Below are 18781 nucleotides of genomic sequence, written 5' to 3'. Positions count from 1 at the left end.
AAGATGATAAGACACTGGACCGACATTCCTGATTCCGTCCTGAAGCTGCTGCGGCAGGGCACCGTGATTCCGGCGCATCCGCTCGCTTTGGGCATCGATGCGGAACTGGACATGCAACGACAGCGGGCGCTGACGCGCTACTACCTCGATGCCGGTTCCGGTGGGCTTGCGGTTGGAGTGCACACCACACAGTTTGAAATCCGTGAACGTGGCCTCTATGCGCCTGTCCTGTCAGCCTGTGCGGAGGCCGCTGAAGCCTGGACCGATCGGCCGCTCGTACGCATCGCCGGTTTGATCGGGCAGACAGAGCAAGCTGTCCACGAGGCGCAGACAGCCCGGAGCTTGGGATACCACGCCGGACTGTTGAGCCTGGCCGCCTTCCGCGACGCTTCGCTGGACGAAATGATCGAGCATTGCCGCGCCGTGGCCGAGCAAATCCCGCTCTTCGGCTTCTACCTTCAACCCGCAGTCGGGGGCGTGCCGCTACCGTTCGACTTCTGGCGCCGTTTTGCCGAGATCGAAAACGTCATCGGCATCAAGATGGCGCCCTTTGATCGGTACGAGACGCTCAATGTCTTGCGCGGCGTGGCAGCGGCCCGGGCAGAGGACCGGATCACGCTCTATACCGGCAATGATGATCACATCGTGGCCGATCTGGTCACACCCTTCACGATTGTTCGCGATGATGCGGCTATAACGATGCCGATCCGCGGCGGTCTGCTGGGGCACTGGTCAGTCTGGACGAAAACAGCGGTCGATCTGCACGCCCGCTGTCGCGCGGCACAGGATTCGGGCACGATCCCAGGCGAACTTCTGGCGCTTGATGCTGAGGTTACGGATTGCAACGCTGCGCTCTTCGACGTGGCGAACGGGTTCAAGGGGGCAATCGCCGGTTGCCATGAAGTCCTGCGCCGACAAGGGCTTCTGACCCATACCCGCTGTCTGTCACCGCACGAGGCGCTGAGCCCCGGACAGGCGGACGAGATCACGCGGGTCGCGCGAGAACATTCTCATCTTACCGACGACAGTTTTGTCGCCGAGAATCTGGAGCACTGGCTCTCATGACACGAGAACCACTCATCCGCCTCGACGGAGTCCAGAAGATCTATCACACCCGCGAACGTGACATACTTGCTGTGTCGGATGTGACGATGGACGTGGAAGAAGGCGAATTCGTCTCTCTCGTCGGTCCTTCGGGCTGTGGTAAATCCACGATCCTCAAGATTCTGGCCGACCTGATCCCGTCCGACAGCGGCACTGTCCAGATCGGATCGGCCGATGCGCCATTCGATCCCAGCCGCGACATCGGAATGGTATTTCAGCAGGCACTTCTGCTGAAATGGCGGCGCATCATCGACAATGTGCTGCTGCCCGCCGAAATCATCGGCTTGCCGATGAAGGAATCGCGGGAAAGGGCATATGATCTGCTCTCGATGGTCGGGCTCAAAGGGTTCGAGGACCGCTATCCCTACGAGTTGTCAGGCGGGATGCAGCAGCGGGCAGCGATCGCCCGGGCACTGATCCACGATCCCAAGCTGATCCTGATGGACGAACCCTTCGGCGCCTTGGATGCTCTCACGCGGGAGAAGATGAATCTCGAGATCCTCCGCATCTGGGAAGCATCGAACAAGACGATCCTGTTCGTGACCCATTCGATCCAGGAGGCTGTCTTCCTTGGGTCCCACTGCGCCGTGCTGACGGCAGGCCCGGCGCGGATGGCGGACTATTTCAAGGTTGACGTTCCCTATCCCCGAAAGCTTTCCATGAAGGCACAGGACTCCTTCGGAGCCTATACGCAGCGAATCTACTCGTTGCTGGACCTCGAGGACAGCAGCGCGGCGACACCACAAGGTTGAGAGTTCAACCAATTGGTTGATTCAGGATAGGTTGGCCGGGATCGTCCGTAGGCGAATCGCATTCATGACAAAGTCCACGATATGCGCGCGGCGTTCTTCGCGTGCTTCTGGCGCGTCGAAATTCCGGCCAAAGATGCGACTGATCGTGTGGATATTGGCGAAGTAGAAGAACGACATCCCAGCGATTGAAAGATAAAGATGCAGCGGATCCAGACCAATGCGGAAGATGCCTTCCTGCACGCCGCGATCCAGCGTCTCGGCGATGAGTTCGATAATGGGTGTGTTGAGGTCGATCACAGTGTCCGAGGCGTTCAGATGTCGCCCGCCATGTGCATTTTCATCAGCCAGAAGGCGAACGAAATCAGGGTTGTCCGCCAAGTAGTCATAAGAGAACACAATCAGGCGGCGCATTGCCTCCTCGGCCGGGAACGCCTCCAGCCTCAGTTTTGTCTCGCTTTCGCGAATCTCGGTATAGACCTTTTCCAGCACGGCGGAATAGAGTCCGTCCTTGCTGCCGAAGTAATGGTAGACAAGCTGCTTGTTCACTCCTGCGCGTTGCGCGATGGCGTCAATCCGTGCGCCTTTGAGACCGGCTTCGGAAAAGGCGGTCTGTGCGGCTGACAATAACTGCATCCGCGTGGATTCTGTCGTCTCGATGCGGTTTTTTCTCGTTGGAGCCATCGCGCAGATCTCGTCAAACTTCCGGTTGAAAAAGTCGAATTTTTCCATTTAGACGAACGAGACGCATTGGGCAAGGTCGGAGCATACTGGATGGACGCAGTTCAAGGTGTCCTCATCGACGTCGAGGTGACTTGGTTGATCCGACAGTCCGAGTTCGGGGGGCATCCTCCGAGAGGCAGGCTTCCACTGACGCATTCCGTTTCGGGGAAGGATCGGCCTTCACATTGATCAATCCGGTGAGTAGCCGACGAATGTTGGCGGGGTGCGACAGAACCACACTTCCCGGAGATAAACCGAGTAAGCGGTCGCAGGCTGCGCCCTCAACGCGCAATCGCGCGCCAAGCCGCTCAACCGCGCCCTCGAAGTCCCCGCAGGAGGCGCGCGCAACCGCATCTGCCCACACCGGGCCACGTTCCTGGGTCAGTTTGAAGATGATTTCCGCGGTCACGCCCGCATCGACCACATCGAATGCACCATCCGCCACTCCATCCCCGATGAGCGCGAGCAGTTCCGGTACAACCGCGCCCCGGGTTGCGTGGGTCATACGCTGGACCAGCAGGTCGTTGCCGGGGTGTGCCAGGATGTCTATGAGAACACGGATCTCCTCGGCGTTCTCCGCTTGCCACCGCATCGATCCGGCAAGGAAGGCATTCAGACGGGCAACAGCGCCGCCCTCGGCATTGCGCCGCGCCTTGTCTCCCGCGGTCAGCGCCCTTTCGGCTACCCTTTGTGCGAGAGCTGACAGGAGGTCCTCCTTGGCAGAAAAGTGGTGGTAGAATCCTCCCTTGGACAGACCGGCCGCATCAAGAATGTCCGCGACGGAAACATTGTCCCATCCTTGCGCCCTGAACAGGGCTTGCGCCGTATCCAGGATCGCCTCCCGTCGCTTCTCTGGATCGAGTCTCAGCCGTTTGGGTCTTGCATTCTTCATCGGGAGCTGCACCCATCTTGATTTACAGACTAATGGTCTGTAGTTATAGCACTCAAGCGTTTGCGACAAGGCGCAAGACGTTTCTTCCCACTTGCCTAGCGACCATCAGACACAAATAATTTCTGGAAAGCCTCTTTTCCGTCAGAACGGACACCGCATGACACCTGACAGACCCGACCTTTCATCCCGTCCGACTGCGTTGACCTTTGAATCCGATCGCGGCGCATCGCGTTCGATCTGGATCGCGTCAGCGGTTCTCGTCGCGCTCATCGCATGGATGGGCAGCGGGTTCATTCTGCCGTCCGAGCCGGAAATGGCGCAACAGGAAAAGCCGGAGCCGCAGGCGCCCTCGGTCATGATTCGAGACTCGACCGCGCAATCCGTAACCCTGACCTTCAGTGCAGAAGGGCAGGCGCTGCCGGATCGCGACACCGGGCTGCGCGCGGAAGCCTCGGGCAATGTTGTCGCCTTGCTCGCCCGCAAGGGTGATACGGTCGAGGCGGGCGAGGTGATCGCTCGGCTGTCGTCACGCCGTGCCGAAGCGGACCTTGCGCGGGCAAAGGAAGATCTGGCGCGCGCCCGGCGGGATTTCAACAATGCGCAGGAGTTGCTGGAGCGTGGTGCCGGCACGGTCGATCGCGTGTCCCAGGCGCGCGCCGCCCTGGCCGGGGCCGAAGCCCAACTGACGGCCGCCGAACAGGAGCTTGACGATCTCGCCATCGTCGCGCCCTTTCCCGGACGGATCGAGACGCTGACGCTGGCCGAGGGTGAGTTCGTTTCCTCGGGAGAACAGGTGGGTCGAATCGTGGACAATCACCCCCTGACCGTTGCTATACAGGTTCCCCAGCAGGCGTTGAGTCGCATCGAAAACGGGCAGATCGCGACTGTTCGCTTCATCACCGGCCAGACCCGCGAGGGTATCGTGAACTTCGTCGGCACCGCCGCATCCTCTGCGACGCGCACCTTCCTGGCGGAGATCGAAGTCCAGAACGACGACGGCACGATTCCGGCGGGCGTGTCGGCGGAAATCGAGATCCCGACCGGGGAGGCGCTGGCCCACTTCATCGAGCCGTCGATCGTGTCGCTCGACCCAGAAGGCCGCCTTGGCGTGAAAACCGTCGAAGAGGGGATCGTGCAGTTTCACCCGATCGAGATCGTCAAGGCCGAGATTCAGGGCGTTTGGGCCAGAGGGTTACCTGATCCGGCGCGCATCATCACCATCGGCCAGGGGTTTGTTCGCCAGGGCGAAGAAGTGAGGGTCAGTCTCGCTGAGCCCGCCGAGGCAGCACCCGCCGGGACCGAGACGGAGCAGTCCGAATGAACGCGCTGATAGAGGCCGCTTTCTCTCGCAGCCGCGTCGTGATCGTCGCGATCGCGATGGTCCTGACCGTGGGTGGCATTGCCTATGTCTCGATCCCCAAGGAGGCCAATCCGGAGGTGCCGCTCCCGCTGGTCTATGTCTCTACAGGGATCGACGGGATCAGCCCCACGGATGCCGAGAGGTTGCTGCTCAAGCCAATGGAGGCTGAGTTCGGCGCCATCGAGGGGCTGGAAAAGATGTCGAGCGAGGCCGCAGAGGGCTTCGCCAGCGTGCAGTTGGAATTCGCAGCCGGCGGCGACACAGACGTGGCGCTCGACAAGGTCCGTGAGGCGACCGATCGTATCGAGGGTGATCTGCCCGAAAACGCCTATGACCTGACTGTAACCGAGATCAACACGGCGCTGTTTCCGATCATCACGGCAATTCTGTCCGGTCCGGTGCCCGAGCGAACGCTCAACGATCTGGCCGAGTCGGTGCAGGATGAGCTCGAGGCGCTGCCGGGCGTGCTCGAAGTCGATATCGGCGGCGCGCGCGAGGAGTTCCTCGAAGTGCTGATCGACCCCACGATCTTCCAGACCTACAACCTCAGCTTCGACGAGCTGATCAATCTTTTGCAGCGCAACAATCAGCTGATCGCCGCAGGAGCGATCGACACCGGCGGCGGGCGGATCGTCCTGAAGGTACCGGGCCTGATTGAAAACGTGGAAGATGTGATGGCCATGCCGGTGAAGGTCGATGGTGATACCGTCGTCACCTTCGGCGACGTGGCGACCGTGCGGCGCACCTTCGAAGACCCGACAAGCTTTGCGCGGATTGACGGACAACCCGCGCTCGCGCTTGAAGTCAAGAAGCGATCCGGTGCCAACATCATCGATACGGTGGCGGCCGCACAGGAAGTCATCGCCGAATTGCAGCAGGATTGGCCGGACAGCGTCAAGGTCACCTACCTTCAGGACCAGAGCGAGCAGGTGAAGACGCTTCTGTCGGATCTCGAATCCAACGTAATCGCCGCGATCATCCTGGTGATGATCGTCATCGTCTTCGCGCTCGGTGGCCGGTCTGCCATCCTCGTCGGGCTGGCCATTCCCGGCGCCTTTCTCGCCGGCGTTACGGCGCTCTGGGCCATGGGCTACACGATGAATATCGTGGTGCTGTTCTCGCTCATTCTCGTGGTAGGTATGCTGGTCGACGGGGCGATCGTCACGGTCGAACTGGCCGACCGGCGGTTGCAAGAGGGCGACACTCCGCGCCACGCCTACGCCTTTGCCGCCAAGCGCATGGCCTGGCCGATCATCGCGTCGACCGCCACGACCCTGAGCGTCTTCTTCCCACTGCTGTTCTGGACGGGACTCGTGGGGGAGTTCATGAAATACCTGCCGATCACAGTGATCCTGACGCTGTTTGCATCGCTCTTCATGGCCCTGATCTTCATTCCCGTGATGGGCGGCGTGATCGGCAAGCGCCAGCCACAATCGGCGCGGGCCAAGGCCACGCTGCACGGCGCCGAGCATGGTGACCCGCGCACCACCGGCGGGTTTACCGGCGCCTATGTCCGGCTGCTCGAAAAGGCGGTTCTGCGCCCCGCGACGACGCTTGTCCTGGCGATTTCGCTGCTTGTCGGGGGTTTTGCGCTCTATGGCGAGTTCGGGCGCGGCGTCGCCTTCTTTCCATCCGTCGAGCCCGAATTCATGCAGGTCCAGGTGCGGGCCCGCGACAACTTGTCAATCTATGAACGCGACACGCTGGTGCGGCTGGTCGAAGACCGTCTTTTCGAACAGGACGGGGTGGAAAGCGTCTATGCCCGCTCCACGCTCAGCGCCGGGCGCGGCGACGAGGAGGTGATCGGCACCATCCAGCTGGATCTCCTTGATTGGGATCAGCGCCGACCGGCCGCCGAGATCGGTGCCGAGATTCGAGCCGACATGGCCGATATCGCCGGCATCGACGTACAGGTCCAAACCGAAAGCGGGGGTCCGACCAGCGGCAAGCCCGTGAGCCTTCAGATCACGGCCGCAAGCCCGGCCGCGCAGGCGGAAGCGGTCGAGCAAGTGCTGGAGATCATGAAGCGTGTCTCCGGTTTCACAGATATCACCGACACACGGCCCTTGCCGGGCGTCGAAGTCGCCATTGATGTCAACCGCGCGGAAGCTGCCCGCTTCGGCGCCGACATCAGCCTGCTGGGGCAGGCGATCCGACTCCTGACACAGGGGATCAAGGTCACCGACTACCGTCCTGACGATGCCGACGGCGAACTCGATGTGCGTGTCCGCTTTCCTGCCGATGCGCGCTCGCTGTCGGAGCTTGGCAGCCTGCGCGTGCCGACCGCGGCGGGTCTTGTGCCGATCTCCAACTTCGTGTCGTTCAGCCCGACCGAGCGCGTCGGTGTGATCCGGCGGATCGACGAGGAGCGGGTCACGACGATCGAGGCCAATGTTGCAACCGGTCTTCTGGTCAATGACCAGATCGCCGCGCTCGGAGCCGCGCTGGCGGCGGCCGACTTGCCGCAAAGCACCGAGTATAGTTTCGGCGGGGAGGCGGAAGACCAGGAAGAGGCCATGACATTCCTGATCAGCGCCTTCGCAGCGGCGATCATGCTGATGTTCATGATCTTGCTCGTGCAATTCAACAGCTTCTATCAAGCCTTCGTGGTCATGAGTGCGATCGTTTTCTCCGTCGCCGGTGTTCTTCTCGGCCTCATCGTCACCGGCCGGCCCTTCGGCGTGGTCATGGGCGGGGTCGGCGTGATCGCGCTGGCGGGCATTGTCGTGAACAACAACATCGTGCTGATCGATACCTTCAACGATCTGCGCCGCAGCGGTATGGACCCGCGCGAAGCGGCTCTGCGGACGGGCGCACAACGCCTCAGGCCGGTTGTGCTGACATCGGTAACGACGGCGCTTGGCCTCATGCCGATGGTGATCGGGCTGAATATCGACTTCTTCAGCCGGGATATCGTCTACGGCGCGCCATCGACGCAATACTGGACAGAACTCTCCAGCGCGATCGCCGGTGGCCTCGTGATCGCGACCCTGCTGACACTCGTTGTGACGCCCGCGATGCTGATGCTGGGTGACGGTCGCCGCAGGTCCGCACGTTCCGGCGCAGCCGAGACCTGACCGTACCGACGAACCCTCAGGGAACGGGTCACGGTAGGTGGTGTTGGCCTGATCCGCCCACGTTCAGGCGTTCCGGGCGCCGTCGAAATCGGTTGATCCTGTTGAAAGAGTCCGACCGTGAGCGAGCACCGCACTAACTTGGATCAGTCCGGAAGTCCTGGTTTCGCGGTAGGAGATTACGATAAGCGCGAAACGTCACGAAGGCCCTCGGGCAGACCCGTGCCGCGCGATCTTCGCGCCGGATTTCCGGCCAGTGCCGGAGTCCGACCGTTTTTCGGCAATCGGCTAGGCCGTTCTCAGATTTTCCGCATTTCAGGTAGGACAACCAAATGAACACGACATCACTCAGATCAACCACGGCAATTATCGTTGCCTTGTCGATGCTGCAGCCCGTTTCGGCGATGGCACAATCCGGTTCCGGCACAATCGCAAACGAAGCGCGGGCGAAGCAGGACGGGCAGCGGTCGGATAGGTCGGCCAATTCGCTCACACTTGAGGAAATCTGCGCACAGGCGGGAATCCTGAAGGAACTTGAATGTGAGCTTCACATTCTGGAACTCAAAGCCGCTGCGGAGAACGGAGAGATCAACGCGATGTCCGATCTCGACAATGTCGAGGAGATCGAAGCGGATGCCCAGGCGGAGAAAGCCACGGAGGCTCTGGCAGACGCGGAAGTTCGCGACGCAGCCGAGGCCGACGCGGACACCCTGGAGGAAGAAGTAGCCGAAGAGGAAGCTCAGGCTGAGGCGGACGCGGCAGTTCAGGACGCAGCCGAGACTGAATCCGAGGCGCAGGTCGAAGCTGACGCACAAGCACGCGAGGACGCGGAGGACCTGACCGCCGAAGAGCAACAGAGCGATAGCGATGCGAAGCCATCCATCATGAACACAGCCGATTCGGTTACGTGTCTCGCCGAGATTGTCGCCGACGACGGGTCAATCACCTGTGTCGACACCCTGACCGGAGAGTCCATCGAAGCGCTTGCGGCAGAGACGGACGCTGAAACCGAAGAAGCGGCCGAAGTGACAACCGAGACCGTCACCGAGGATACCCGCCGCTCGAGCGACGAAGAATTTCTCGAATGGAGCCGTGAAGACGCTGACAAAGATGAGGCGAGCGACCAAACCGCCGCGACACCTGCCCGTTCCGACAGCGGGATGAGCGATCTGGAAAAGGCGGGTCTCTTTGCTCTCGGCGCGGTCGTGGTGGGTGCACTGCTGTCAAATGGCCAACGCGTTGAGGCGAATACGGGTGACCGGGTCGTCGTGGTCGATGATGACAACGACTACCGGATTCTGAAGGACGATGATGCGCTGCTCCGCCAGCCCGGGTCGCAAGTGCGCACCGAACGGTTCAACGACGGGTCCACCCGCACCGTCATCACGCGGACCGATGGCACCGAGATCGTCACCATCCGCGATTCAAGCGGGCGCGTTCTGCGCCGCATTCATGTCGATGCGGACGGGCGTCAATATCTGCTGTTCGACGACACCCGCGATTTTGAGCCTGTTGTGGTCCGCGACCTTCCCCGACCCGCATCCGACGATTTCGACTATCGGGCGGCGACCGACCGTGAAAGCCTGCGCCGGGCCTTGCTTGCCGCCGACCGGGGCGACATCGATCGCAGTTTCAGCCTGCGGCAGGTCCGGGAAATCCACGAGGTGCGCCAGCTTGCGCCCGAGATCAATCTTCGGAACATCACCTTCGCGACGAATTCTGCCGCGCTTCAGCCTTCGCAGGCCGAAGAGTTGCGGCAGATGGGGATACTGATGCGCGAGCTCATTGCCGATGACCCGACCGAACTGTTCCTGATCGAGGGCTACACCGATGCGGTCGGATCGCCCGGTCACAACCTTCTGCTGTCCGATCGGCGTGCCGAATCCGTGGCGCTGTCATTGAGCGAGTATTTCAATGTGCCGACCGAGAACATAGTCATCCAGGGCTACGGTGAGCGCTTCCTGAAGATCTCCACGCAGCAAGCCGAACGCTTGAACCGCCGTGTCGCTGTGCGCCGGATCACGACACTTGTGCGGTAGCGCCGAAGCTGACTGACATTCATCAACCGCTTCGATGAAAAAGTCGTTGTCACGATGGCCACACACCCCCGGTCCACGCTTGTGGCCGGGGGTGTTTTCGCTCTGTTGAAGGACGGGAAACGGGACTGATAATCCCGTGGTCGAAACCGGGTATTCCGGCTTGCGCCCGGCCATTTCAAAAGCGGCCATCGGACCTGGGCTCAGGATCCAGTTCTGCCGCGAAGCAGTAGCCCCAGACCGACGACAATTCCGACCAGCCCACCGACCAGATACCACATGGTGTTGTCGGTAAAGCGCCCGGTGAGCGCTTCGGAGAGCTGGTCGACCGGGGCACTGGAAGCACGCCAGGCGAAGAACAGCAGCAAGCTGCCTACGGCGAGCACGACAAGGCCGAGGATGTTAGACTGGGACATTTTCAACTCCTTTGAAAGGGGATTGGTCGCCAGATCCGTGCAATCGGAAAAGACGACTGCTCGTGAGCGAAAGCCGCCTGACGTATGTCAAACGGCTCTGGGAAACGAGTGTGAATGGGGAATGGGTTCAGGCACTTGAGGCACGTGGATGTCTTGTACAACGAATTGGCGGTCCGGTTTCCCGGGCCGCCAGGATTCAACGCCGCTTGGTTATTGCGACTCTTGCCCACGTGTCGAAGCTGACTCTTCGCGAACGATATGGACCACGCGGCGCTGCTCGCGCTCCACGAGAACCGGAACACCATTGACGTAGGCGTAATAGTACTCGCTTTCGGGCACTTCGGAGAGGGTCACGGTCTCGGGAATACCCGCACCGACAACAACCTCACCATCAAGATAGACCGGGTCGACGGGATTGCTGCGCACGTAGGTCGTCACGCGCTCATTGGGTGTGACCGCCGCTCCGGCGCTCATACCTATGGCTGCCCCGATGATCGCGCCCACAGGTCCACCGACAATGCCACCGGCAATTGCACCGGCTGCACCGCCGCCAAGCGCGGCATCAGGATCCTTTTCATAGGTAACGGTTTTGACGTCCAACCGTTCACGATGCTCATAGATCGACGCGTCGACCTTGGTGGTCAGATAGTTCCCGGACGCCCAGCCGTCGAATTCGCCATGCGTGACCCGGCACCAGTTGGACGCTTCCAAGCATCCATCGACCGACACGCTTTGCGCAGCGGGGATCACCGAGATGATCTGATAGTTTGTATTGGGACCGGCCCGAAGATTCAGATCGGTCCATGCGGTTGCTGTCGTTTCGGCGTAAGCCGATGAGGCGAGAACAAGACCGGCAACGGTCGCACCCAGAGTGAGCTTCATAGTCATGTTGCATTCCTTTTTTGCCTGTTCCAGAACGTCGGGGGAAAGAAACGTGCGACACGCCACAGTTCGGCGTGTCATGTGCTTATCCGAGATTTGGAACAAACATCTGCGCGACTGGATATTCAGCCGCCAGAGTCCACATTGACGTGAGCCGGCTGCTCCCAGACTGATGCAAATCAGCAATCGGGAATTATTGTGCAGCGTCGCGGATATTTGCCAGCGTGAAAGAGAGCGGCGCGCCCTGCGCAGTGATGGGCCGCGAGACTGATCCATGTTGTGATGCCTCGTCTGCAAGAGGGCTAATCTCGAACGGTAAATGGCCATTGTGGCCAGTCACAGAACAGGCGGGAGCCGATGAATCGAATTATATACCTTGTTGGCCTCATCGTGATCGTCCTGTTCGTGCTGGGCTACTTCGGTCTGATATGAAGGACGCAACACTGGCGATCGGTGGCCGTTCGAAAGTCTCGCACTGAACTGCGCGGGTAGATTATTTATTCCTATCAATGACGTGGGCCTCGGCACGATCCGGGGCGCCCCAACCATTCCTGGAGATATCAAATGAACAAGTCTGTCACCCCGGACATCAAGGCCGCCACTTCCCCGGACGACCTGAGCCATCAGATCGAGGTGCTGCGGGCGGATCTGGCGAAGCTTGCGGCCACGATCTCGGACGATGTGTCCGAAGGCATCGGAAAAGCCGGCCAGCAGATCGGTCAGTCCGGCCGCGATGCGCGCGCTTCGGCCACCAACGCGGTCATCGCTCACCCCCTGACCTCCGTCGGAATTGCCGCCGCAGTTGGCCTGCTGCTTGGCATGATCTCGCGGAAAGGCTGAATTCGCATGGCGCTGCCATTGTGGGATCCGCTTCGTGATCTTGCCCGCGCCGTGGTCAACGGCGCGGGCATTCGCGCCGCGACGGCAATCGCCACGGCGCTTCTTGCGATCGTGGCGATCGGTTTTCTCGTGTCGGCAGGTCTTGTCGCACTGATGGGGTGGATCGGGTTTCCCGCTGCGGCCCTGGTGTTTGCGGTGCTCTTCGCGCTGCTGGCGCTGGCCGTATATCTGCTCGGGCGCGCGGCCTCCGCGCGAACAGCGGCGCGCGTCAGAGCCGCGCGATCGCGTACCGAATCCGATATTGCCCTTGCAACCGCACTTGCCCGGTCGGCGCGCCCGCTACTGCCGCTTGCGGCCTTTCTCGCCGCGTTCGTGCTCGCGCGGCGGTCCTGACCATTGCACGGCGGCGTTGAATCGCCGCACAAAGGCCGCCGCGACGATTAGCGTCGGCGTGGCGACCAGCGCGCCCGCAGCCCCCCAAAGCCAGGCCCCGAAGGCGATTGCCACGAAGACGGCGATCGGGGCGATGCGGATGCGCGCGCCGACGACCATTGGCGTGACCATCTGCGCTTCGATCGCGTTCAGCACAACAACCACAGCGAAGGGTGCGAATGCGATGATCGGATCGTCGAACGAAACGATACCGATGCCAAGAGTGACCAGCGCCAGGATGGCGATCCCGATGAAGGGCATGAAGTTCAGCAGCGCGGCGGCAACGCCCCAGAGCGGTGCATTCTCCACGCCGAGCAAGTGGAACGCTGCCGCGATGCACACCCCGAGACCCAGATTGACCGCGGTGATGGTCAGAAGGTATCGCGCGACGTTGGTGCGCACATCGCGCATCGCCCGGCCAACCGCCCGGCGTGCCGAGGCCCCGGGAACCATCGACATACCCCATCGGGCCAGCATCACGCGGTCGCGAAGCAGAAAGAAAGTCAGCATGGCCCAGAATGCGGCTCCCGCGGCCAATCTCGGTGCGCCGATCGCCCAGTCTGCCACCAGTCTCTGGCCTCCCTCCATCAACTTGTCCACGGCATCGTCATCCGCGTCCTCATCCTCGTCCTCGTTCTCGTCCGTGGCCGGCTCGGACGAGTCGACGGGAGCGGCTGGGACGGCCGATTCGGGCTTATCGGAGGTGGTATCTTCTGGAGCGGGGGCAAGCGAATGCGATATCCCCAAAGCAATCTCACGAGTGCGCCGTTCCACCTCGCGCAGGACCTGCGGCGCCCGGTTGTTCCAGGCTTCGGCAGAGGGCGCGAGCGAATAGACGGTGGCCGCCGATCCCAGAAGCAGCCCGCCAACCACGAGCGCGGCGCAAAGCGATGCCGGGGCCCCCGATTTTTCCAGCCACCGGACCCAAGGCGCAAGCGCGATAGCGCAGAGCAGTGCAAGAACCGCAGGCACCGCGATCAGGCTTGCCGCGTCCAGCGCCGCGAGCGCCAACACACCCGCGATGATTCCCAGCAGCACGGTTTGAACTGCGACACGGTCGACCGACGAGAGAGTCCCCCCGGAGTAGCTCGGGTGAGGCGGTCTCGAGACCGATTTTTGCCCTTCGTCCGGCATTGAGACACTCCAGTTGTCGAGATCCGATGGGGGCGCGGCGGTCCATGCGCCGTGCGGAAACGCGAAGTCCGGTATCGCCGCAGTGAACCGCCTCGGTCTACCCGAAGGCTGACTATTCCGTTTAACGCGAGTTTACCGAAGCCGTTGCACTGTTCCTAGAATTTCTTTCCGGCTTCTGCTGGCGGGATACAAGCCGATGTCCGTATCGGCAAGGGCGTAGTCATAGCTGTCGCCGGCGTTACTGACCGAGGGTTCGATCTCGGCTTCGACCAACAAATGCCGATAGCACTGATGCAGGTTAGTGACACCTGTGTAGCGGCTCGTGACACTGCACCTCATGGTGCGAGGCACGACCGAACCGAGTCGATTCGGTATTACCCCGGCAAGGATTGCGAAGCATGGGAGAAGACAGAGAGAAAAATTCCGTCAAGCAGGCTGAGGATGCGACCACGAGGGGCGCGGAACGCCAATTGCTGGAAGCTGACGGAAGGACACTGAAGATCGAGGAGCAGTTTCAAGAAGTATTCGGCAACGTAAGGACAGCCCCGCACTCGGGCTGATGTCGTTGCCGGAACGGCCCCGTCGTGCTCTCCCTCCGCGGCGGGGCCACTCGTTTTCCGAATTCGCGACAGGGTCGTTTCCCTGCTTGGAACCATTCTCGTCGTGCTTCTTCCAATGCTGCTTGGCGCGCTTCCCCTCTGGGACACAGCCAGTCTTGGGGCTATTGGCCCAGCGGCACGCTCGGGGTCATCCTGCTGATCCTGATCGTGACGGGTCGTCTCTGACGTGCCACTGGTCCCGGCAGGGACGAGAGGGGGGCAGCCTGCGCATTCCGGCGTCTTTCAGGCAAGCACTTGCTCAGCGCCGGCGCACAGAGTTGCCGCCGGCCAGAATTCCGTTGATCAACGCGGCCACGGCGGCGTGCATCTCGGCCTGATCGCCACCGGGTGCGAACTCATGTGCGGCCGCCGCGTCCTGAAGGATTCCCACGATCTCTTTCTCCGGCAGGATTTTGCTGTCGTTCATCGCCAGCAGCAGCGATTCGCATATGGACAGGGCGGCGGTTCCGGCGATGTCAGTGGGTAGGGGCATGTTCGGCTTCGCTTTCTGTTCGGGTGGGAAGAACGGAATTCGCTCCGATGGGGTGGAAACGGGGCGGACCATCTGGCAATACTAGGCGCTGTCTGATACGTGTTGACTGATACAGAGCAGCGTGAGGTGCTTCTTTTTTTAGGTTTTCCGCAGTTGTAAACGGACACGCCGCCGATCCTTGCTGGAAGCCGACATGTCGATCCTTCAAAGCCCCCTGATGCGAAAACTCTCCGCTTTTGTCGCCCTCTCGGACGACGATCTGGAGATTCTTGCGCGCTTTCACCGGCGCCGCCGGACCTTTCCGTCCGGGCATGAGTTGGTCCATGAGGGGCACAGGAACCAGTCCGCCTTCATACTGGCCGAAGGCTGGGCTTTTTCCTACAAGATGTTGCCGAATGGTGATCGGCAGATCGTGGATTTCCAGATACCGGGGGATTTTCTGGGGTTGCGCAGCACCCTCTTTCGCACCTCGGATCACAGCGTCGAGGCCATAACGCCTATCAAGGCGTCCGAAGTTCTGACATCGGACATTCTGGACGGTTTCGCGCAGGCACCGCGGCTTGCGGTTGCCGTTCTCTGGGCGGCGTCGCGGGATGAGGCGATGGTGGTGGAACATCTCGTCAACCTTGGGCGTCGCTTGGCCGAAGAGCGCATGGCGCACCTGCTGCTCGAACTCGGCGCCCGGCTGACACTTGCGGATATGGGAGACAGGACAGGGTTTGACTGTCCGCTGACACAATACCACCTTGCCGATGCGCTGGGTCTGACCGCCGTGCATGTGAACCGGGTGCTTCGGCATTTGCGCGAAGAAGGACTTGTCACTTTTCGCAAGGGTCATGTTACCTTCGACGATTTCGAGGCGCTGACAGACCTTGCAGGCTTTGACACGGATTATCTGGATCAGGGCGGCCCGTTGCTGCGCTGAACCCCCGGCAGATCCTGCCGGGGAGGCGTCGTCATGCCGGGTGAAGAGATCAGGCCAACGCGTGCTTTGCCGCCAGTGATGACCTACATAGACACCAGTGGTGCGGGACTGATGCAGGTTGGTGCCGGTTCCGTCACAGGAATAGGGCGGGCGCGGGTTCAATCCCGGCCCGCCCCAAGTCATTCACCACGCTGCGCGCTCACCTGGTCGGCGTGATCACGATCTCGACACGGCGGTTCTCCGCGCGTCCCGCAGCTGTCGCGTTGGACATGACCGGCTCGTAGAAACCTCGGCCCACGACGGTGATCCGCGATGCGCTGGCGCCATTGGCAATGAGCACACGCGCAACTGCCAACGCGCGCTCCTGGCTGAGCTTGGCGTTGTAGATCGCCGAACCGACGTTGTCGGTATGGCCGACGACACGAACGGTCGAGTTGGGGTGCCGTTGCAGGCTTCTCGATACCGCCCGCAAAACCGGACGGAACTCGGGGTCCACAACCGACGATGCGGTGCGGAAGGTCACCGAGTCGGGCAATATAACCCGCAGATCGCTACCCGTGTTGGTGATATCGGCACCTGTGCCTGCGAGCGATCCGCGCAGTTCGCGTTCCTGCGCTGCCATCTGCGCGCCGATTGCCCCACCGACGGCAGCCCCTATGGCGCCGCCGATCACGGTCGCCTTGGTGTCCCCGCCGATGATCTGCCCGGCGGCTGCCCCCGTCAGACCGCCAACCACGGCGCCGGTTCCGGGTTGATAGCTGGTACCGTCAGGATTTGTACACCCCGCCAACGCCAGAGATGCAGCGGCAACGGTAATCGCAATAATCTTTCTGTTCTTAGGCATCTTGTATGTCCTTTCAGAGGTGTTGCCTGCGCGGCCTTCTGCCTGGCGGACACACCGAACGACCTGTAGAATGACATCTTCTGGCTGCGCTGATGCTGATCTGCATTAGGCTCATGCGATCTGAACGCACCCTATGAGCCAAAATCTTCGCGTGACGCGGTTATGCCCCCATCAGCCCGACCTTCGGGTGGCGGGCGGTGCTGAAGTTCCGGCACGTGCCAGAGCAGCTATTCGACCTGATCATGACGCCGCTCATGTTCACGCTTCTCTTCACCTTCGTCTTCGGCGGCGCGCTGGCGGGGTCGACCAGCGATTACCTGCAATTCTTCCTGCCCGGAATCCTCGTGCAGACAGTGGCGTTCAATGCGGTCTATTCCGGCATGGGCCTGTCCACCGACCTCGGCAAGGGGCTGTTCGACAGGTTCCGGAGCCTGCCGATCTGGCAGCTCTCTCCCTTCGCCGGGCTGAACGTCGGGGACATGCTGCGCCATCTGATCGCGGGTGCGATCATTCTCGGCATCGGTCTCGTCCTCGGCTACTGCCCCGAGGCGGGACTACCGGGCGTTGTCGTCGCCTTCGTGCTGCTGCTCGCCATCGGTTTCGGGATCGGCTGGGTGTTTATCGTCCTGGGCCTGCTGATCCGCACCCCCACCACGGTCATGACGCTGGGATTCACCGTGCTATTCCCGGTGGTATTCGCGTCCAACATCATGGTGCAGCCGGAAACCATGCCGGACTGGCTTCGCGCCTTCGTGGAGGTGAACCCGATCTCGCTGATGACCACTGCCATGCGCGGGCTGATGGCGGGAACCGCGACACCGGGGCAGATTGCTCTTGCCCTCCTCGCGCCCGCGCTGCTTACCGCGATACTGGCCCCTGTCACCCTGTGGCTCTACCGGCGCACATGACGCCTGCAGCGCAAAGCGGATGAGGTGGGTGGCTCCTGCTCCACCGGCATCGAATGTGCCAAAGTGCAGTTATCATTGACTGCTGGGAAAGGAGCCACCCAATGACAGTAAAGACCGTAGGCCTGGATTTGGCCAAGGACGTATTTCAAGTTCACGGGATTTCGGAGAACGGCCGCGTCATCTTCAACAAGGCCATCAAACGCGCGAAGCTGCTCGCCTTTTTTGAGGCGCTTCCACCCTGCACCGTTGGCATGGAGGCGTGCGGATCGTCCCATCATTGGGGCCGTGCGCTGCGCAAACTCGGGCACGACGTGAAGCTCATGCCCGCCGGCTACGTCAAGCCTTACGTCAAGCGTGGCAAGACCGACGCTGTGGATGCCGAGGCAATCTGTGAAGCGGTTCGACGCCCGACCATGCGCTTTGTCGAGATCAAGACAGAAGAACAGCAGGCCATTCTTTCACTGCATCGGACGCGCGATCTGGCTGTCCGGCAACGCACGCAGATGGCCAATATGATCCGCAGCCTGTTGCGCGAGTTTGGGCATATCCTGCCCATTGGGATCGAAGCGGTGACGGCTTTCGCGAAGCGCCACCTGGGCGGTGACCACCCGGACATGCCGGAGATCGCCAACGGCATGCTCGGTATCCAGTGCTATCAGTTCATCGGCTTGAACGAGCGCATCGAAGGTTATTCCAAGATGATCGAGCAACACGCCTTGGTCAATGCAGATGCGCGCAGGTTGATGCGCATGCCTGGCATCGGCCCAATCACGGCATCAGCGATTGTCGCAACGATCGGCGATGCAAAACAGTTCCGGACCGGGCGCGATCTGGCGGCTTGGCTCGGACTGACCCCGCTCAACAAATCCAGCGGCGGCAAGGAACGTCTGGGCAAGATCACGAAGCAGGGTGATCGCTACATCCGCAAGCTGCTGGTCGTGGGCATGACGTCTCGCGCTGTGATGGCGAAGCGTTCGCCTGAGAAGGTGGATCTGTGGACCGCGAAGATCATCGCAGACAAACCGTTCCGCTTGGCAACAACCGCGATGGCCAACAAAGCAGCAAGGAGCATCTGGGCGATGCTCACAAAGAAACAGGAATACCGGCAGCCTGCGTTCTGATCGCACCAGTTGCCCACGAGATGCAAGACGTTGAAGTGATGATGCGGAAATAAGTCAACCAAGAGCAAGGACACTCCGGGAAGGTCAGCGGCCCTCTGATGTCGATAAGCCGATTGGAACCTCGCTCGCGGAATTCATCAAGGCCAGCAGAACACCACTGCACAAACAGGCCGGACAGACGACAGTACTGACGAAAATGACCGCAGAAATCGCCAAAAAAACTCTTGCAATGCAGGAGCCACCCACAGA

19 protein-coding genes and 1 pseudogene are annotated in these 18781 nt (G+C 61.2%); 12 read left to right on the top strand and 8 right to left on the bottom strand.

Features of this window, described 5'->3' with window-relative positions; translation table 11 throughout:
* Positions 1-3: 3 nt before the first annotated feature.
* Both BMW66_RS01985 and BMW66_RS01980 read left to right on the top strand, forming a co-directional pair.
* Positions 4-1065, top strand: coding sequence for a dihydrodipicolinate synthase family protein (locus tag BMW66_RS01985; protein WP_093114973.1), 1062 nt, complete (start codon positions 4-6; stop codon positions 1063-1065).
* Positions 1062-1856 carry an ABC transporter ATP-binding protein gene (locus BMW66_RS01980; RefSeq protein WP_093114972.1) on the top strand — a complete coding sequence of 265 codons (795 nt, stop codon included), beginning with the start codon at positions 1062-1064 and terminating at the stop codon, positions 1854-1856. The genes BMW66_RS01985 and BMW66_RS01980 overlap by 4 nt, the downstream gene beginning before the upstream one ends.
* Positions 1857-1877: 21 nt before the next feature.
* Here the strand turns inward: BMW66_RS01980 and BMW66_RS01975 are convergent, their stop codons facing one another.
* Both BMW66_RS01975 and BMW66_RS01970 read right to left on the bottom strand, forming a co-directional pair.
* Positions 1878-2585: a TetR/AcrR family transcriptional regulator gene (locus tag BMW66_RS01975; RefSeq protein WP_217639280.1), complete on the bottom strand. Its 708-nt coding sequence runs from the start codon at positions 2583-2585 to the stop codon at positions 1878-1880.
* Positions 2586-2649: 64 nt separating this feature from the next.
* On the bottom strand, positions 2650-3468 hold the full coding sequence (locus BMW66_RS01970; protein ID WP_093114971.1) for a TetR/AcrR family transcriptional regulator: 819 nt from the start codon (positions 3466-3468) through the stop codon (positions 2650-2652).
* A 199-nt stretch (positions 3469-3667) separates the two neighbouring features.
* Between BMW66_RS01970 and BMW66_RS01965 the strand changes: the two genes are divergently transcribed.
* The 3 genes from BMW66_RS01965 to BMW66_RS01955 all read left to right on the top strand — a co-directional run bounded on the left by BMW66_RS01965 (position 3668) and on the right by BMW66_RS01955 (position 9941).
* A complete protein-coding gene (locus BMW66_RS01965) occupies positions 3668-4789 on the top strand; it encodes an efflux RND transporter periplasmic adaptor subunit (protein WP_245729300.1) in 1122 nt (373 codons plus the stop codon).
* Complete coding sequence (locus BMW66_RS01960; RefSeq protein ID WP_093114969.1) at positions 4786-7905, top strand: efflux RND transporter permease subunit; 3120 nt, start codon at positions 4786-4788, stop codon at positions 7903-7905. The genes BMW66_RS01965 and BMW66_RS01960 overlap by 4 nt, the downstream gene beginning before the upstream one ends.
* A gap of 593 nt (positions 7906-8498) precedes the next feature.
* The gene (locus BMW66_RS01955; RefSeq protein WP_139196105.1) at positions 8499-9941 is read left to right on the top strand and encodes an OmpA family protein; all 1443 of its coding nucleotides are present in this window, start codon (positions 8499-8501) and stop codon (positions 9939-9941) included.
* Positions 9942-10141: 200 nt separating this feature from the next.
* Here BMW66_RS01955 and BMW66_RS01950 read toward each other — a convergent pair whose 3' ends face one another.
* Both BMW66_RS01950 and BMW66_RS01945 read right to left on the bottom strand, forming a co-directional pair.
* A complete protein-coding gene (locus tag BMW66_RS01950) occupies positions 10142-10354 on the bottom strand; it encodes a DUF3185 family protein (RefSeq protein WP_093114967.1) in 213 nt (70 codons plus the stop codon).
* Between the two features lie 210 nt (positions 10355-10564).
* Positions 10565-11242: a DUF1236 domain-containing protein gene (locus tag BMW66_RS01945; RefSeq protein ID WP_093114966.1), complete on the bottom strand. Its 678-nt coding sequence runs from the start codon at positions 11240-11242 to the stop codon at positions 10565-10567.
* 558 nt (positions 11243-11800) lie between these two features.
* Between BMW66_RS01945 and BMW66_RS01940 the strand changes: the two genes are divergently transcribed.
* Together BMW66_RS01940 and BMW66_RS01935 are read left to right on the top strand one after the other, a co-directional pair.
* Positions 11801-12076, top strand: a complete 276-nt coding sequence (locus BMW66_RS01940) for an ElaB/YgaM/YqjD family protein (protein WP_093114965.1) — start codon at positions 11801-11803, stop codon at positions 12074-12076.
* 6 nt (positions 12077-12082) lie between these two features.
* On the top strand, positions 12083-12469 hold the full coding sequence (locus BMW66_RS01935; protein ID WP_093114964.1) for a hypothetical protein: 387 nt from the start codon (positions 12083-12085) through the stop codon (positions 12467-12469).
* Here the strand turns inward: BMW66_RS01935 and BMW66_RS01930 are convergent.
* A complete protein-coding gene (locus BMW66_RS01930) occupies positions 12416-13546 on the bottom strand; it encodes an AI-2E family transporter (RefSeq protein ID WP_175483139.1) in 1131 nt (376 codons plus the stop codon). The two genes, BMW66_RS01935 and BMW66_RS01930, sit on opposite strands and share 54 nt — an antisense overlap.
* Positions 13547-14040: 494 nt before the next feature.
* Between BMW66_RS01930 and BMW66_RS20255 the strand changes: the two genes are divergently transcribed.
* Positions 14041-14202 (top strand): hypothetical protein, encoded by a 162-nt coding sequence (locus BMW66_RS20255; protein WP_175483138.1) that lies wholly within the window; start codon positions 14041-14043, stop codon positions 14200-14202.
* A gap of 24 nt (positions 14203-14226) precedes the next feature.
* Positions 14227-14427 (top strand): DUF3309 family protein, encoded by a 201-nt coding sequence (locus BMW66_RS20830; RefSeq protein ID WP_245729298.1) that lies wholly within the window; start codon positions 14227-14229, stop codon positions 14425-14427.
* A gap of 73 nt (positions 14428-14500) precedes the next feature.
* Here BMW66_RS20830 and BMW66_RS01920 read toward each other — a convergent pair whose 3' ends face one another.
* Positions 14501-14734 carry a hypothetical protein gene (locus BMW66_RS01920; RefSeq protein ID WP_093114962.1) on the bottom strand — a complete coding sequence of 78 codons (234 nt, stop codon included), beginning with the start codon at positions 14732-14734 and terminating at the stop codon, positions 14501-14503.
* 217 nt (positions 14735-14951) lie between these two features.
* Here BMW66_RS01920 and BMW66_RS01915 point away from each other — a divergent pair, with 217 nt between their 5' ends.
* A complete protein-coding gene (locus BMW66_RS01915) occupies positions 14952-15659 on the top strand; it encodes a Crp/Fnr family transcriptional regulator (protein ID WP_245729296.1) in 708 nt (235 codons plus the stop codon).
* Positions 15660-15858: 199 nt separating this feature from the next.
* On the opposite strand, the gene BMW66_RS01910 is transcribed toward BMW66_RS01915, so the two are convergent.
* Complete coding sequence (locus tag BMW66_RS01910; RefSeq protein ID WP_093114961.1) at positions 15859-16503, bottom strand: YiaD family glycine zipper/OmpA-like lipoprotein; 645 nt, start codon at positions 16501-16503, stop codon at positions 15859-15861.
* A 179-nt stretch (positions 16504-16682) separates the two neighbouring features.
* Between BMW66_RS01910 and BMW66_RS01905 the strand changes: the two are divergent.
* Together BMW66_RS01905 and BMW66_RS01900 are read left to right on the top strand one after the other, a co-directional pair.
* Positions 16683-17411 (top strand): annotated as a pseudogene (locus BMW66_RS01905) (ABC transporter permease); the annotation flags it as partial.
* Positions 17412-17512: 101 nt separating this feature from the next.
* Positions 17513-18532 (top strand): IS110 family RNA-guided transposase, encoded by a 1020-nt coding sequence (locus BMW66_RS01900; protein WP_093114960.1) that lies wholly within the window; start codon positions 17513-17515, stop codon positions 18530-18532.
* Here BMW66_RS01900 and BMW66_RS20480 read toward each other — a convergent pair.
* Positions 18495-18781, bottom strand: a 287-nt coding sequence (locus BMW66_RS20480; protein ID WP_217639279.1) for a hypothetical protein, incomplete at its 5' end; no start/stop codon positions are given. The genes BMW66_RS01900 and BMW66_RS20480 overlap by 38 nt on opposite strands.

The organism is Salinihabitans flavidus, assembly GCF_900110425.1.
In the GTDB taxonomy this organism is placed as follows: Bacteria; Pseudomonadota; Alphaproteobacteria; order Rhodobacterales; family Rhodobacteraceae; genus Salinihabitans; species Salinihabitans flavidus.
Note: the sequence above shows the minus strand (reverse complement) of the source record. Positions and strands in the feature narration are given on the sequence as shown.

Coding starts and splice junctions, on each gene's coding strand:
- BMW66_RS01985 (WP_093114973.1), top strand. CDS start 4: ATGATAAGACACTGGACCGACATTCCTGATTCCGTCCTGAAGCTGCTG.
- BMW66_RS01980 (WP_093114972.1), top strand. CDS start 1,062: ATGACACGAGAACCACTCATCCGCCTCGACGGAGTCCAGAAGATCTAT.
- BMW66_RS01975 (WP_217639280.1), bottom strand. CDS start 2,585: ATGGAAAAATTCGACTTTTTCAACCGGAAGTTTGACGAGATCTGCGCG.
- BMW66_RS01970 (WP_093114971.1), bottom strand. CDS start 3,468: ATGAAGAATGCAAGACCCAAACGGCTGAGACTCGATCCAGAGAAGCGA.
- BMW66_RS01960 (WP_093114969.1), top strand. CDS start 4,786: ATGAACGCGCTGATAGAGGCCGCTTTCTCTCGCAGCCGCGTCGTGATC.
- BMW66_RS01955 (WP_139196105.1), top strand. CDS start 8,499: ATGTCCGATCTCGACAATGTCGAGGAGATCGAAGCGGATGCCCAGGCG.
- BMW66_RS01950 (WP_093114967.1), bottom strand. CDS start 10,354: ATGTCCCAGTCTAACATCCTCGGCCTTGTCGTGCTCGCCGTAGGCAGC.
- BMW66_RS01945 (WP_093114966.1), bottom strand. CDS start 11,242: ATGACTATGAAGCTCACTCTGGGTGCGACCGTTGCCGGTCTTGTTCTC.
- BMW66_RS01940 (WP_093114965.1), top strand. CDS start 11,801: ATGAACAAGTCTGTCACCCCGGACATCAAGGCCGCCACTTCCCCGGAC.
- BMW66_RS01935 (WP_093114964.1), top strand. CDS start 12,083: ATGGCGCTGCCATTGTGGGATCCGCTTCGTGATCTTGCCCGCGCCGTG.
- BMW66_RS20255 (WP_175483138.1), top strand. CDS start 14,041: ATGGGAGAAGACAGAGAGAAAAATTCCGTCAAGCAGGCTGAGGATGCG.
- BMW66_RS01920 (WP_093114962.1), bottom strand. CDS start 14,734: ATGCCCCTACCCACTGACATCGCCGGAACCGCCGCCCTGTCCATATGC.
- BMW66_RS01915 (WP_245729296.1), top strand. CDS start 14,952: ATGCGAAAACTCTCCGCTTTTGTCGCCCTCTCGGACGACGATCTGGAG.
- BMW66_RS01910 (WP_093114961.1), bottom strand. CDS start 16,503: ATGCCTAAGAACAGAAAGATTATTGCGATTACCGTTGCCGCTGCATCT.
- BMW66_RS01900 (WP_093114960.1), top strand. CDS start 17,513: ATGACAGTAAAGACCGTAGGCCTGGATTTGGCCAAGGACGTATTTCAA.